Source organism: Herbiconiux sp. 11R-BC, from assembly GCF_049472555.1.
Classification (GTDB): Bacteria; Actinomycetota; Actinomycetes; order Actinomycetales; family Microbacteriaceae; genus Herbiconiux.
Window position 1 is genome coordinate 306,733 of the sequence record NZ_JBCEBO010000002.1, and the last position, 14,369, is coordinate 321,101.

At 69.2% G+C, this 14,369-nt stretch carries 14 protein-coding genes; 9 read left to right on the forward strand and 5 right to left on the reverse strand.

Annotated features, from left to right (window positions below):
* Positions 1–112 precede the first annotated feature (112 nt).
* A complete protein-coding gene (locus VD659_RS06505; RefSeq protein WP_423260314.1) occupies positions 113–625 on the forward strand; it encodes a CarD family transcriptional regulator in 513 nt (170 codons plus the stop codon).
* Here the strand turns inward: VD659_RS06505 and VD659_RS06510 are convergent.
* The gene (locus VD659_RS06510) at positions 613–1,641 is read right to left on the reverse strand and encodes a LacI family DNA-binding transcriptional regulator (protein WP_423260315.1); all 1,029 of its coding nucleotides are present in this window, start codon (positions 1,639–1,641) and stop codon (positions 613–615) included. The two genes, VD659_RS06505 and VD659_RS06510, sit on opposite strands and share 13 nt — an antisense overlap.
* A 47-nt stretch (positions 1,642–1,688) precedes the next feature.
* A complete protein-coding gene (locus tag VD659_RS06515; RefSeq protein ID WP_423260316.1) occupies positions 1,689–2,708 on the reverse strand; it encodes a LacI family DNA-binding transcriptional regulator in 1,020 nt (339 codons plus the stop codon).
* Positions 2,709–2,877: 169 nt separating this feature from the next.
* Here VD659_RS06515 and VD659_RS06520 point away from each other — a divergent pair, with 169 nt between their 5' ends.
* From VD659_RS06520 to rhaI, 6 genes are read left to right on the forward strand one after another with little or no spacing between them, the layout of a single operon-like run.
* Positions 2,878–4,437 carry a sugar ABC transporter ATP-binding protein gene (locus VD659_RS06520; protein ID WP_423260317.1) on the forward strand — a complete coding sequence of 520 codons (1,560 nt, stop codon included), beginning with the start codon at positions 2,878–2,880 and terminating at the stop codon, positions 4,435–4,437.
* Positions 4,434–5,492 (forward strand): ABC transporter permease, encoded by a 1,059-nt coding sequence (locus tag VD659_RS06525; RefSeq protein ID WP_423260318.1) that lies wholly within the window; start codon positions 4,434–4,436, stop codon positions 5,490–5,492. The genes VD659_RS06520 and VD659_RS06525 overlap by 4 nt, the downstream gene beginning before the upstream one ends.
* Positions 5,489–6,568, forward strand: a complete 1,080-nt coding sequence (locus VD659_RS06530; protein ID WP_423260319.1) for an ABC transporter permease — start codon at positions 5,489–5,491, stop codon at positions 6,566–6,568. The genes VD659_RS06525 and VD659_RS06530 overlap by 4 nt, the downstream gene beginning before the upstream one ends.
* Positions 6,569–6,623: 55 nt before the next feature.
* Positions 6,624–7,679, forward strand: coding sequence for a rhamnose ABC transporter substrate-binding protein (rhaS, locus tag VD659_RS06535; protein ID WP_423260320.1), 1,056 nt, complete (start codon positions 6,624–6,626; stop codon positions 7,677–7,679).
* Positions 7,680–7,717: 38 nt separating this feature from the next.
* Positions 7,718–8,098 carry an L-rhamnose mutarotase gene (locus VD659_RS06540; RefSeq protein ID WP_423260321.1) on the forward strand — a complete coding sequence of 127 codons (381 nt, stop codon included), beginning with the start codon at positions 7,718–7,720 and terminating at the stop codon, positions 8,096–8,098.
* Between the two features lie 46 nt (positions 8,099–8,144).
* Entirely contained in the window at positions 8,145–9,311 is a 1,167-nt protein-coding gene (gene rhaI / locus VD659_RS06545; protein ID WP_423260322.1) for an L-rhamnose isomerase, read from the forward strand.
* Positions 9,312–9,428: 117 nt separating this feature from the next.
* On the opposite strand, the gene VD659_RS06550 is transcribed toward rhaI, so the two are convergent.
* A complete protein-coding gene (locus tag VD659_RS06550) occupies positions 9,429–10,433 on the reverse strand; it encodes a LacI family DNA-binding transcriptional regulator (protein WP_423260323.1) in 1,005 nt (334 codons plus the stop codon).
* Positions 10,434–10,621: 188 nt separating this feature from the next.
* On the opposite strand from VD659_RS06550, the gene VD659_RS06555 reads away from it, so the two are divergent.
* A complete protein-coding gene (locus VD659_RS06555) occupies positions 10,622–11,533 on the forward strand; it encodes an SMP-30/gluconolactonase/LRE family protein (protein WP_423260324.1) in 912 nt (303 codons plus the stop codon).
* A 59-nt stretch (positions 11,534–11,592) separates the two neighbouring features.
* Here VD659_RS06555 and VD659_RS06560 read toward each other — a convergent pair whose 3' ends face one another.
* Together VD659_RS06560 and VD659_RS06565 are read right to left on the reverse strand one after the other, a co-directional pair.
* Complete coding sequence (locus VD659_RS06560; protein ID WP_423260325.1) at positions 11,593–12,003, reverse strand: carboxymuconolactone decarboxylase family protein; 411 nt, start codon at positions 12,001–12,003, stop codon at positions 11,593–11,595.
* A gap of 57 nt (positions 12,004–12,060) precedes the next feature.
* On the reverse strand, positions 12,061–12,810 hold the full coding sequence (locus VD659_RS06565; protein ID WP_137838424.1) for an SDR family oxidoreductase: 750 nt from the start codon (positions 12,808–12,810) through the stop codon (positions 12,061–12,063).
* 230 nt (positions 12,811–13,040) lie between these two features.
* On the opposite strand from VD659_RS06565, the gene VD659_RS06570 reads away from it, so the two are divergent.
* Positions 13,041–14,366: an ABC transporter substrate-binding protein gene (locus VD659_RS06570; protein WP_423260326.1), complete on the forward strand. Its 1,326-nt coding sequence runs from the start codon at positions 13,041–13,043 to the stop codon at positions 14,364–14,366.
* Positions 14,367–14,369: the final 3 nt, after the last annotated feature.

Here is a 14,369-nt window from a genome sequence, read left to right on the forward strand (position 1 = left end):
CGGATTCCGGGCTTGATCCGCGCCCTGTCAGTCGCCACCCGGGCCCTGCGAACATCCACCATCACGTGGTCGTTTCGCCGTGCGGACCGACCGCCCAGGAGCGGAGTGCAGCATGGCCACCCAGACCGGCTTGACCCTCGAGGTCGGGCAGACCGTCATCTACCCGCGGCACGGAGCCGTCACGGTCACCGCTGTCACCACGCGCACGGTGCACGACGCCGCCGTTCAGTACGTGACGCTCGAAGTGCTGAACAGCCGGCTCACCATCCAGGTTCCCGTCGCCGGTCTCTCCGGCCTCGGTGTGCGCCCCATCATCGACGAGAACCAGATCGGCGGCCTGCTGGCGGTTCTGCGCGCCGTGGCCGGCTCCGGCGCCACGGAGGCCTCCTGGACCCGCCGCTTCAAGGCGAACACCGCGAAGATCGGATCCCGCGAACTGAGCTCCGTGGCCGAGGTCTTCCGCGACCTGGTGCGCCGCGACAGCGAGCGCGGCATCTCGCTCGGCGAGAAGGAGATGCTCTCGCAGGCCACCAAACTGCTCGCGAGCGAGTTCGCCCTGGCCCGCGGCGGCACCGACGACGAGGCCGTCGAGCTGCTGCGCGCCGAGGCGCTTCAGCCGGCCTGACTCGCGCCGCCGCCCACCGTCGACTCCCGCACCACGAGCTCCGGCTGGAAGACCACGTGCCGGTAGTCGCGCGCACCCGGGTCGTCGATCTCGGCCATCAGCAGCTCGGTGGCCGCGCGCCCCATCTCCCAGGCCGGCTGCCGGATGGAGGAGATCGGGATGGCCGCATCCGCCACGAACGAGATGTCGTCGTAGCCGATGATCGCGATGTCGTCGGGCACCCGCACGCCGGCGTGGGTGAGTCCCTGCAGCACGCCGAGGGCGATGAGGTCGTTGGCGGCGAACACGGCGTCGGGCCGCTCTTCGGTCGGCAGCGCGAGCAGCTGCTCCGCGCCCTGCCGCCCGGCCTCGGCGCGCATCGCGTCGAATTCGAGCACGCGGAGCGGGGCCGCCCCACGCGACGCGAGCGCATCCCGTGCTCCGCCGGCGCGATCGGCCACCTGCAGGATGCTCGCGGGGCCCCCGAGGAACGCCAGGCTCGTGCGCCCGGTGTCGAGCAGGTGCTCTGCGGCGAGTCGCCCGCCGAGCCGGTCGTCGACAGACACCGAGCTGAACGAGTCGGCGTTCTCGTGCCGGTCGACGAGCACCACCGGTGAGCCGCGCGAGCGCAGCCGCTCGAGACGCGGCAGCACGTCGCCCACCGGAGTGATCAGCAGCCCCGACACCCGCTGCTCCTCGAACAGGTCGAGGTAGCCGAGCTCGCGGCCCGCGTCCTCACCGCTGTTGCCGAGCAGCAGCGAGCGGTTGAACTGCGTGAGCGTGTCTTCGACGCCCCGCGCGATGTCGGTGAAGAAGGGGTTGCTCACGTCGAGCACCATGAAGCCCACGGTGCGGCTCTGCCCCACCCTCAGCTGCCGGGCGGCATCGTTGCGGATGAACCCGAGCTCGTCGATCGCCGCGAGCACGCGCTGCGAGGTGGCGGGCGAGACGTGCTTCGACTGGTTGAGCACGTTCGAGACCGTGCCCACCGAGACGCCCGCGAGCGCCGCGACATCACGCACGTTGGCCGCTGCCATGCCTCACCTCGCCCTGGATCACGCCGTTCGGAGAACGTTTCACGAGGTTATCGCCTCTGCGCCGCGCGAGTGCTCTCCCGCACCACGAGCTCGGGCAGGAACACGGTCTGCCGGGGGATGAGCCCGGGGTCGTCGGTCTCCTCGAGCAGGATCCGCAGGGCCGTGCGCCCGATCATCCGGCTCGGCTGCCGCATCGACGAGAGCGGCACGGCCGCCGCCGCCGCGAAGGCGATGTCGTCGAAGCCGATCACCGCGATCTCGTCGGGGACGAGGATGCGCCCGTCGACGATGAGCGACTGCAGAACCCCGAGCGCGAGCAGGTCGTTCGCCGCGAACACGGCGTCGGGCCAGTCTGCACGCGGCCGCGCGATCAGCCGGGCCCCGGCCGCCGCCCCCTCGGCCACGGTCAGGGCGCTGGTCGCCACCACCTCGATCTCGACGGGCTCCGGGCTGTCGTCGACCGCGACTCTGGCGCCCGCCAGGCGATCGGTCACCTGCCGGATCTCGAACGGTCCGCCCACGAAGGCGATGCGCCGGCGACCGGTCTCGATGAGGTGCTCGACCGCCATCCTGCCCCCGATCACACTGTCGACGGAGACCGAGCTCACCCGCCCGTCGCCGCTGAACCGGTCGACGAGCACCGCCGGGATGCCCCGGGCCCGCAGCCGCGCGAGCCTCGGGTTGATGTCGCTGTAGGGCGAGATCAGCACGCCGCGAACCTGCTGCTCCTCGAACAGGTCGAGGTACATCCGCTCCCGCTCGACGTCCTCGTCGGTGTTGCCGTGCAGGATGGCGATGCTGTTGCGGCTCGCCTCGTCTTCGGCCCCCCGCACCACCTCGCCGAAGAACGGGTTCTGCCCGTCGAGCACGACGAAGCCGACCGTGCTGCTGACGCCGGCCCGCAGCTTGCGGGCAGCGTCGTTGCGCACGTAGCCGAGCTCGGCGATCGCCTCGTGCACGCGCCGGATCGAGTCCTGCGACACGTCGTCGGGCCGGTTGAGCACATTGGAGACCGTGCCGACCGACACGCCGGCCCGCAGCGCGACATCACGGATGCTCGCAGCCATGCGTCCTTCCTCACCGTTGAAAAAGCCGCGGAGAAACCCGATCGGATATCCGTCTTGACCCGCGGCGCAATTGTACATACGGTATACCTGAATCGCACTTGAATCGATTCAGGTTTCTTCATATGGTCGAGTCGGCCTGGATGATCGCAACCCTCAAGGAGGAGGACAGATGGTGGACGCCCCCGCTCCCGGCACCGCGCCGGCCCTGGAGCTGTCGAGAGTCGTCAAGTCGTTCGGCGCCGTCGTCGCCCTGCGCTCCGGCACGATCGCGCTGGAGTCCGGATCGATCCACGCCCTGGTGGGCGAGAACGGCGCCGGCAAGTCGACGCTCGTGAAGATCATCGCCGGGCTCTACCAGCGCGACTCGGGCGAGTTCCTGCTGCGCGGCGAGTCGGTCGACTTCCGCTCCACCGCCGAGTCGAAGGCCGCCGGGATCGCGGTCATCTACCAGGAGCCCACGCTCTTCCCCGACCTCTCGGTCACCGAGAACATCTTCATGGGCCGCCAGCCCACGAACCGCTTCGGCCGCATCGACCGCAAGGCGATGAAGACCGAGGCGCAGGGCCTGTTCCGCCGGCTCGGCGTGAACATCGACCCCGACCGCCCAGCCGAAGGCCTGTCGATCGCCGACCAGCAGATCATCGAGATCGCGAAGGCCATCTCGCTCGACGCCTCCGTGCTCGTCATGGACGAGCCGACGGCGGCCTTGAGCGGCGTCGAGGTGGACCGCCTGTTCGCCGTGGCCCGGAGCCTGCGCGACGAGGGTCGCGCGCTGCTGTTCATCTCGCACCGCTTCGACGAGGTCTTCGACCTCTGCGACACCATCACCGTCATGCGCGACGGCCAGTACATCTCCACCGACCCGGTGGCCGAGTCCACCGTCGACGAGATCGTGCGCCGCATGGTCGGCCGCGACGTCACCGAGCTGTTCCCCAAGCAGGAGGCCGTCATCGGCGGCACGGTGCTCGAAGTGCGCGGCCTCAATTCGGCCGGCGTCTTCCACGACATCTCCTTCGACCTGCACGCGGGCGAGATCCTCGGTCTCGCCGGCCTCGTCGGAGCCGGCCGCAGCGAGGTCGCCCGCGCAGTCTTCGGTGTCGACCCCTACCAGTCGGGAACCGTGCGCATCAACGGCCGCAAGGTTCCGCCGAACAGCCCCACGGCGGCGATGAACCTCGGGATGGCCCTGGTTCCCGAAGACCGCCGCAAGCAGGGGCTCGTGCTCGAGTCGTCGGTGGCCCGCAACACCACCATGGCCATCCGCCGCACGCTCGCGAAGGCCGGCATCCTGACCAGCGGCGAGGAGAACGCCTCCGCCCGCGTCTGGGCGAGCCGCCTCGAGGTGAAGACGAACGCGCTCGACACCGAGGCCGGCACGCTCTCGGGCGGCAACCAGCAGAAGGTCGTGCTGGCCAAGTGGCTCGCCACGAACCCCACCGTGCTCATCATCGACGAACCCACCCGCGGCATCGACGTGGGCACCAAGAGCGAGGTGCACCGCCTGCTCTCCGAGCTCGCCGGGCAGGGCATGGCCATCCTGATGATCTCGTCCGAGCTCCCCGAGGTGCTCGGCATGGCCGACCGCGTGCTCGTGATGCGCGAGGGGCGGATCACCGCCGACATCCCGCGCGAGGACGCGACGGCCGAGTCGGTGATGTTCGCGGCGACCCAGGCGGCGAACCCGGGCGACATCGCCGCCACCCACGCACCCGAGGAGCACGTCGCATGACCACCCTGACCCCTGCGGCCCCCAACGCCGCCCCCGGCGCACCGCGCGAGAAGCCCGCCCTGGTGCGCGGCCTCAGCGCGTTCGTGCGGGCACGCGAGACGGGCATCCTGCTCGCCGTGCTGCTCGTGATCGTGGTGACCACGGTGAAGAACCCGAGCTTCGTGTTCTCCTCCGACGGCTGGCGCGACCTGCTGCTGACCCCGTCGATCCTCGTGATCGTGGCGGTCGGGCAGGCGATGGTCATCATCACCCGCAGCGTCGACCTCTCGGTCGGCTCGGTGCTCGGCCTCACCGCCTACCTCACCGGCCGGCTGTTCATCGACATCCCGGGCATCCCGATGATCGTCGTCTTCCTCGCCGGCATCGTGCTCGGTGGCCTGCTCGGCCTCATCAACGGCGCCCTGGTGGCGTTCGCGAAGGTGCCGGCGCTCGTCATTACGCTCGGCACGCTCTACGCCTATCGGGGCATCAACGTGGTCTGGGCCGGCAGTGACCGCATCAACGCCTCCGACATGCCGAAGGACTTCCTGGCGCTCGGCACCGGGCAGTTCCTCAGCATCCCGCTGCTCACGATCATCGCGCTCGTGGTGCTGATCGTCGCCGGCTGGTACATGAAGAACACCCGCGGCGGCCGCGAGTTCTACGCGATCGGCTCCGACCCCGCAGCGGCGGGCCTGTACGGCCTGCGCGTGGTGCGGCGCCTGCTCATCGCCTTCGTCGCCTCCGGAGCCCTCGCGGGCCTCGCCGGAGTGCTGTACGCCGCTCGCTACGGCACCGTCAACTCGCAGGCCGGCAGCGGCTGGGAACTGGATGCGGTGGGTGCAGCCGTGATCGGCGGCGTGGCCATCTTCGGCGGCTCGGGCACCGTGTGGGGCGCCGCGATCGGCGCCGTGCTGCTGCTCACCATCAACCGGGCCCTGCCCATCATCGGCGTGCCCGACTTCTGGCAGCGCGCCGTCGTGGGCGCACTCATCATCGGCGCCATCGTGCTCGACCGGGTTCTGGCGCTCCGACAATCCCGACGGCTGCTCGAGGCGAGGGAGGAAACGAAATGACCACCGCCACCATGAACCCGCCCACTCCCGCGCAGTCGTCCACCCCGGCGCGCGTCTACAAGGACTACGGCCAGCCGCTCTGGCGGCGGGTGCTGCTCACCCGCGAGATGGCCATCATCGGCCTGCTCGTCGTGGTGGCCGTCGTGTCGTTCTTCACCGTCAAGGGCTTCAGCCAGCCGGTGACCCTCGGCTATCTGTTGCTCGACGTGATGCCCATCCTCCTGATCGCCCTGCCGATGACGCTCGTCATCATCACCGGCGAGATCGACCTCTCCGTCGCGAGCGTCGTGGGCCTCTCGAGCGTGACCCTCGGCATCCTGAACCAGGCGGGCGTCGACGTGGGCATCGGCATCGTGGTCTGCATCCTGGTGGGCGCGGTGGCCGGAGCGATCAACGGCTTCCTCATCACCGTCGTCGGGCTGCCGTCACTCGCCGTCACCATCGGAACGCTCGCGCTCTACCGCGGCCTCGCCGTGGGCCTGCTCGGCACCACTGCGGTGACCGACTGGCCGAAGTTCTGGACCGACCTCGCCAAGGCGAAGATCGGCGGCACCACCATCCCGGTGGTCGTCATCCTGTTCGTCGTGCTCGCGATCGTGTTCGCGGTGCTTCTGCACTTCACGCCCTTCGGCCGCGGCATCTACTCCATCGGGCTGAGCGCCGAGGCGGCGAGCTTCTCGGGCGTGCACGTGAACCGCACCAAGTTCATCCTGTTCATGCTCACCGGTACCGTGTCGGCCATCGCCGGCATCTACTACACCTTGCGTTTCGGCAGCGCCCGCGGCGACAACGCCACCGGGCTCGAGCTGCAGGTGATCGCGGCGGTGCTGCTCGGCGGGGTCTCCATCTTCGGCGGCCGCGGTGCGCTGCACGGCGTGATCGCCGGCGTACTGCTCATCGGCGTGCTCTCGAGCGCGCTGCGACTGGTGAACGTCACCTCCGACGTCATCAACATCATCACCGGTGTCCTCCTCGTCCTCTCGGTCGTGGCGGCAAGCTTCCTGGCCTGGCTGCGCTCGAAGCGCGTCGGGCCCGGGGGAAGGAAACACGGGGGAGCCAGCGCAGCCAAGGCGTAGTCCCCCGCCGTCGATGCAATCACATCGGCTCAACCATTCGAAAGGAAGAACAACGATGTTGTTTCACACTCTCCGCACGGCCAAGGCCCGTGCCGGGGCGGTTGCGGCCATCGCAGTGACCGTCGCCCTCGTCGCCACCGGATGCGCATCCAGCGGCGGCGACACGAGCGCCAGCTCCTCCGCCGGCGGCAACTCCGGCAATCTCGCCATCACGTTCCTGCCGAAGAACCTCGGCAACCCCTATTTCGACACCTCCGACAAGGGCGGCCAGAAGGCCGTCGAGTCGTTCGGCGGCACCTTCCAGGAGGTCGGCCCCGCAACGGCGAGCCCCGACGCGCAGGTGTCCTACATCAACACGGCCACCACTCAGGGCGTCGGCGCCCTCGTCGTGTCGGCGAACGACCCCACCGCCATCTGCGACGCGCTCAACGAGGCGCGCTCGGCCGGCGTGAAGGTCGTCACCTTCGACTCCGACACGGATGCCGCCTGCCGCGACATCTTCATCAACCAGGCCAGCGCCGAGGGCATCGCCAAGGTGCAGGTCGACCTGATCGCCAAGCAGATCGGCGGCTCGGGCGAGGTCGCAATCCTCTCCGCCTCCGCCAACGCCACGAACCAGAACGCCTGGATCGAGCAGATGAAGACCTACGCGGCGAGCCAGTACCCGGGCCTCACCATCGTCGACACCGTCTACGGCAACGACGACGACCAGACCTCGTTCGACAAGACCGCGGCCCTGCTGCAGTCCCACCCGAACCTTAAGGGCATCATCTCGCCCACCACGGTCGGCATCGCGGCGGCGGCTCGCTACCTGCAGACCTCGGAGTACAAGGGCAAGGTCGCTCTGACCGGTCTCGGCACCCCGAACCAGATGCGCGACTACGTCAACGACGGCACCGTGACCGCGTTCGCGCTGTGGAACCCGGCCGACCTCGGCTACCTGGCCGCGTTCGCCGCCAAGGCGCTGATCGAGGGCACCATCACGGGCGCCGAGGGCGACAAGTTCGACGCCGGCGACCTGGGCTCGTACACGGTCGGCGCGGACAACACCGTGCTGCTCGGCGACCCCTACGTGTTCGACAAGTCCAACATCGCGAACTTCGACTTCTAAGCCGGAACGCACCACCCGGCCGGCGGCACGTTCCTCGCGTGCCGCCGGCCGCATCCGTCTCCCCCTTCCCCATCGAAAGGACCATCGTGCAGCGCGTCTGCTTCCAACTCCAGATCAAGCCCGAGCGCATCCCGGAGTACACCGAGCGCCACGCGGCCATCTGGCCCGACATGGCCACCGCCCTCAAGGCGAGCGGCTGGAACAACTACTCCCTCTTCCTGCGCGAAGACGGGCTGCTGATCGGCTACTTCGAGACCCCCTCGCTCGCCGAGGCCCAGGCCCGGATGGGGGCGACCGAGGTCAACGCCCGCTGGCAGGCCGAGATGAGCGAGTTCTTCGTGGCGCTCGAGGGCTCGCCCGACACCGGATTCCTGCAATTGAAAGAGGTCTTCCATCTGGAAGACCAGCTTCCTCTCTGATACATTGAATCGATTCACCAATTCTGAGAACTAAGGAACGACTCCAATGGTGCAGTTCAGCGACATCGCCTCCGAGCTCGAGCGGCAGGCCATCGAGCTCCCCTCCTGGGCGTTCGGCAACTCCGGCACCCGCTTCAAGGTCTTCGGCACGCCGGGCACACCCCGGACGCCCGAGGAGAAGATCGCGGATGCGGCGCAGGTCAACAAGTACACCGGGCTCGCCCCGAAGGTGGCCATCCACATCCCGTGGGACAAGGTCGACGACTACGCCGCCCTGCGCTCCTACGCCAACGACCTCGGCGTCGACCTCGGCACGGTGAACTCGAACACCTTCCAGGACGACGCCTACAAGTTCGGCTCGCTGACCTCCTCCGACGCCGCGACGCGCCAGAAGGCGATCGACCACCACCTCGAGTGCATCGAGATCATGCACCAGACCGGTTCGCAGGACCTCAAGATCTGGCTCGCCGACGGCACCAACTACCCCGGCCAGGGCGACATCCGGTCTCGTCAGGACTGGCTCGCCGAGTCGCTCCAGGTCATCTACGACGCGCTCGGCGACGAGCAGCGCCTGGTGCTCGAGTACAAGTTCTTCGAGCCGGCGTTCTACCACACCGACGTTCCCGACTGGGGAACCTCCTACGCCCACGTGAGCGCCCTCGGCCCGAAGGCCTTCACCTGCCTCGACACCGGCCACCACGCGCCGGGCACGAACATCGAGTTCATCGTGGCGCAGCTGCTCCGCCTCGGAAAACTCGGCTCCTTCGACTTCAACTCGCGGTTCTACGCGGATGACGACCTCATCGTGGGCGCGGCCGACCCGTTCCAGCTCTTCCGCATCCTCTTCGAGGTCGTGCGCGGCGGCGGCTACGACGTCGACTCCCCGGTGGCCTTCATGCTCGACCAGTGCCACAACGTCGAGGAGAAGATCGTGGGGCAGCTGCGCTCGGTGCTCAACGTGCAGGAGATGACGGCGCGTGCGCTGCTCGTCGACCGCGCGGCCCTGCTCGAGGCGCAGAACGCCAACGACGTGCTCGGCGCCAACGGCATCCTGATGGACGCCTTCTACACCGACGTGCGCCCCGCCCTCGCCGAGTGGCGCGAGTCCCGCGGGCTCGCCGGCGACCCGATCGCGGCGTTCAAGGCCTCCGGCTACCAGGAGAAGATCGTGGCCGAGCGCGTGGGCGGTGCGCAGGCCAGCTGGGGCGCGTAGGCTCCCCGGCGTCGCCGGCCTCGCGCCGGCCCCCAGGTTTGTGGCCCGGGACCCCTGGTGGTGGGGGTTCCCGGGCCACAATTCATTCTGCCGCGGGTCATCGTGCCGCGGGCCGGGTCAGCGGGCCGTGGAAGCACGGGCGACGAGCTCGGGCGCGAACACGAGGTGGGCGGGATCGGGCGCCTCGCCGTCGATGACGGCGAGCAGCAGATCGACCGCGGCGACGCCGAACTCCTCGTGCGGCGGCCGCACGGAGGTGAGCGGCACGATGGCGCTGCCGGCGTATTCGATGTCGTCGTAACCGGTGAGCGCGAGCTCCTCGGGCACGCGCACACCGTGGGCGATGAGGGTCTGCACCATGCCGATGGCCACGAGGTCATTGACGGCGAAGACGCCGTCGGGCCGCATGGCGGGGTCGCGCGCGGCGATCGCGTCGCCCACCGCATGGCCGGCCGAGATGACGCGCGTCTCGACGTCGATGACCTCGAGTGTGGCGGCGCCGCTCTCGCGCACCGCACGGTTCGCACCCTCGAGCCGATCGCGCACCTGCCGCACGCTCAGCGGGCCGCCCACGAAGGCGATGCGGCGGCAGCCGATGTCGAGCAGGTGCTGGGTGGCGATGTAGCCGCCCAGCACGTCGTCGATCGAGATCGAGGGCTGGCTGGGCGAGCTCGCCAGCTGCCCCATCAGCACGGTGGGAGTACCCCGCGCGCTGAGCGAGGCCAGGCGGTTCTCGATCTGCCCGGGCGAGGCCACGATCATGCCTCGCACGCCGTGCTCCTCGAACAGGTCGAGATAGGCGTCTTCGCGCGGCTGGTCGCCCTTGGAGTTCGCGAGGAACACCGAGAGGCCGCGGCCGGCGGCCCGCTGCTCGATGCCCTCGGCGATGGTGGCGAAGAAGGGGTTGCTGACGTCGGGCACCACGTAGGCGATCGTGGAGCTGTGCCCGAGACGCAGCTGACGGCCCGCGTTGTTGCGCACGAAGCCGAGCTGGTCGATGGCGGCCTGGATGCGCCGCGACTTGTCGTCGGAGACCGGCGAGGTGCCGTTCAAATAGTGCGACACCGTGCCCACCGAGACGTCGGCGACGCGCGCGACCTCGCGGATTCCGACCTTCGCCATCGATGCCGCCCTCCCTCGTGAATTCGCTGACGACTACCGTACAGCCCGCCCGGCTCCGGCCGGTCCGTGGACGCGGAGCACGCGGTGCCCGAGCCAGCTGAAACGTTTCGATCGAAACGTTTCAAGAATACGCCGAAGCGCCGCAGCGCTGCGACTCCCGAGCCCTCCCATCTGCGATGCTGAATCGCGTGACGCAGAATCCCGACGACGTGCTGGCACCCGACGCCACCCTCGAAGAGCTCTACTCCGGCGCGAGCTGGGGTGAGGGCCCGGTCTGGCTGGCGGCGACGCAGAGCCTGCGCTGGAGCGACATCCCGGCCGACCGCATCCTCGAGTTCGACTCCCGCACCGGCGAGACCCGGGTGCACCGGGAGGGCGTCGAATTCACGAACGGCCGCACCCTCGACCTCGAGGGCCGCGTGGTGCAGTGCTCCCACGGGCGGCGCGCGGTCGAGCGGGAGATCGACGGCGTGCCCACGACCATCGTCGACTCTTGGAACGGCAAGCGCCTGAACTCACCCAACGACGTGATCGTGGCCTCTGACGGGGCCATCTGGTTCACCGACCCGCCCTACGGCATCGTCTCCACCCGCGAGGGCCATCTCGGCGAGGCCGAGTACGGCGGATGCTGGGTGTTCCGCCACGACGAGGCCACCGGCGAGACCACCGCCGTCGTCACCGACATGCTGCACCCCAACGGACTCGCCCTCTCGCCCGACGAGAGCGTGCTCTACGTCTCCGACACCTCGTCGCTGCAGCTGGCAGAGGGGCGCGCCCACATCCGCGCCTACGACCTCGTCGACGGCGGCGCCGTGAACCCGCGGGTCTTCGCCGAGGTGCGGCCCGGCGTCTCCGACGGCTTCCGCATCGACGAGCTCGGCCGTCTCTGGAGCTCGAGCGAGGACTCGGTGCAGGTGTTCCGGCCCGACGGCGAACGCGTCGCCGTCATCCCGGTTCCACAGAAGGTGGGCAACCTCTGCTTCGGCGGCCCCGACGGCCGCGATCTCTACATCGCGGCGTCGAGGAGCCTGTACCGCATCCGCACCGCCACCCGGCAGGCCCCGCGCCCGCCGCGGGCGGCCCGGATGCCCCGCCCGTGACGGCGCGAGCCTCCGCAGGCCGCACCCGGAACCGCGGCCGCGGCTCGCCGCGGAGAGCCTCAGTCCTTGTCGGGGCCGAGCGCGGGCGGGATCTCGACGCCGTACGCGATCAGGGCATCCGTCACCACGCGGATGGCGTTGAGCGCGCGCGGGAAGCCCGCGTACTGCACGGTGTGGATGACCGTCTCGAGGATCTCGGTGGCCGTGAGCCCCGCGTTGATCGCACCGCGGGTGTGCCCCTGCAGCTGCGGCTCGAGGCCGCCGAGCGCCACGAGCGCCGCGATCGTCGCCATCTCGCGCTGCGCCAGGGTGAGCCCAGGGCGCGAGTAGATGTCACCGAAGTTGAACTCGATGCCGTACCGCGCGAGGTCCTGCGCGAGCCCGGTCTGCATCTCGACCAGGCCGTCGGCCTTCCCCTCCCCGTAGAGCTCGTTGAACTTCGCCTTGCCCTTTTCGAGCCTGTCGACCATGGGTGGTCCTTTCCGTTCGGAACGGATGCGCGCACCAGCGCCCGCGCATCCGCGAAGTCAGATGGAGTGGCCGCCGTCGAGCGGCAGGATCACGCCGGTGACGTTGACCGTCTCGGGCGCCGCGAAGAACACCACGGTCTGCGCGAGGTGCTCGGGCTCGCCGAGCAGGCGCGTGGGGATCTGCGAGAGCAGGGCTTCCCGGCGCTCGGGGGTGTCGTTGTCGCGGGCGTTGGTGCCCTGCGCGCCGGGGGCGAGGCAGTTCACGGTCACACCGGAGTCGGCCACCTCGATCGCGAGCGCCTTCGTGAGGCCCACCACCCCGGCCTTCGCCGTGGCGTAGGCCGTGGCCCCGCGCACGAGCCGGCCGCCGGCGATGGCGGCGACCGACGCGATGTTGATGATGCGACCGTGCTTCTGCTCGAGCATCGACGGCAGCACCGCGCGGGTGACGTTGAAGACCGAGTTGAGGTTGCGGTCGATCTGGGTGTTCCAGGTCTCCGGGGTCATCTCGTGGAAGTAGCTGACCGCGCCGCCGCCGGCGCCGTTCAGCAGGATGTCGATGGCGCCCCACTCCTCGACGAAGCCGGCCACGGCATCCTGCACCGCGTCGAAGTCGGTGAGGTCGACGGCGGCCGACAGGGCGCGGGTTCCGTGCGACCGCACGGCGGCGGCGGTGGATTCGAGCCCCTCGGCGTTGAGGTCCAGGCCCGCCACGTCGGCGCCCTCCGCTGCCAGCGTCTCCGCGATGACGCGGCCCAGTGCTCCGGCCGCGCCCGTGACGACGGCTCTCTTTCCCTGCAATCTCATGCTCTGACCTTACGAATAGTGGGAGGCCCGCAGGGGAATCGCGCTCGGTGCGGCTCGACACCCGGCGGCGGGCGTGTGCGGCCATTCTGGCCCCACAGGTTGAAACGTGTCAATTTCAGAGAATCGCCACCATGAGAAGTCTCTCCGTTCACTTGACACCAGGTGTTTCATGTAGCTAGCCTCTCGAATCGAAACGTTTCAAACGCAGCCCGCACTTTCAAGGAGGAAATGTGTTCCTGACACCCCCCACTCGACGCACCAGACGTCTGACCACTCTCGTCGTCGCCGCCGGCGCCACGGCCGCACTCCTCGCCGGGTGCGCCGACAGCGGTGGTTCCACCAGCGGCGGAGACTCCGCCACCGCCTTCTCGCTCCTCACCCCGGCCGAGAACAAGGTCATCGCGAGCGAGCTCACCACGCTCTCGACCGGCCAGTGCTCCGCCGAGAACACCGCACTCCCGCTCGACAGCCAGACCGTGGCGCAGGCCGATGTGGTGCAGAAGATCACCCTGCTCGCCAGCCAGGACGCCCTGCCCGTGCAGTTCGTCGCCGGCACCGCTCAGGTCAAGCCCGACGGCGACCTGGGCAAGAACGGCCTGCTGCTCGACTACGAGAAGACCCTCACCGACCTCGGCGTGTGGGACGACATCCTCCCCGCCGCCGTCTCCACCATCAAGTCGGTGTACGGCGGGATGGTCTCGCTGCCCTACCAGTACAACATCGAGGGCATCTTCTACAACAAGCAGCTCTTCGCCGCCAACGGCATCCAGGAGCCCAAGACCTGGGACGAGCTCGTCGCCGCGCTCACGACCCTCAAGGCCGCCGGCGTCGTGCCGCTGACCGAGGCGGGCAACCAGGGCTGGCCCATCACCCGCCTGATCGGCAACTACATCTTCCGCGACCTCGGCCCGGATGCGATGAAGGCCATCAAGGACGGATCGGCCAAGCTCACCGACCCCGAGTACGTGAAGGCCGCCCAGGCCATCGCCGACCTCGGCGCCGCCGGGCTCTTCGGCGAGGGCATCACCTCGCGCGACACCGACACCGCGAACGCCCAGTTCCTGAGCGGCCAGGCCGCCGCGACCTACAACGGATCGTGGTTCCTCGCCAACCTCAACGACCCGGCGCAGAACAAGATCGGCGCCGAGAACGTGGGCTTCATGCCGTTCCCGAACGACGCCGGAGGCAAGGGCGACAGCAGCCAGTGGCCGGCCAACGCCGGTGCCGCGATGGCGACCTCGCAGAAGCTCTACGGTCCCAAGGTGGGCGACTGGCTCTCCTGCATCGCCACCAACTACGGCAGCGCGGTCATGAAGGACCAGGGCGTCATCTCGGGCTTCAAGCTCAACACACCGGTCGAGGACGTGCCCCCGCTCACGGGTGAACTGCAGGGCATCGTGAACGACGCCACGCAGACCGTGCTGTGGTTCGAAGCCCTGATGGATGCGAAGACCACCAAGGACGCCCAGACCAACGTCGCTCTGCTCATCTCGGGCAGCATGTCGGCGCAGGACTACATGGCGCTCCTCCAGTCGGACCTCGACCAGGCAAAGTAGACC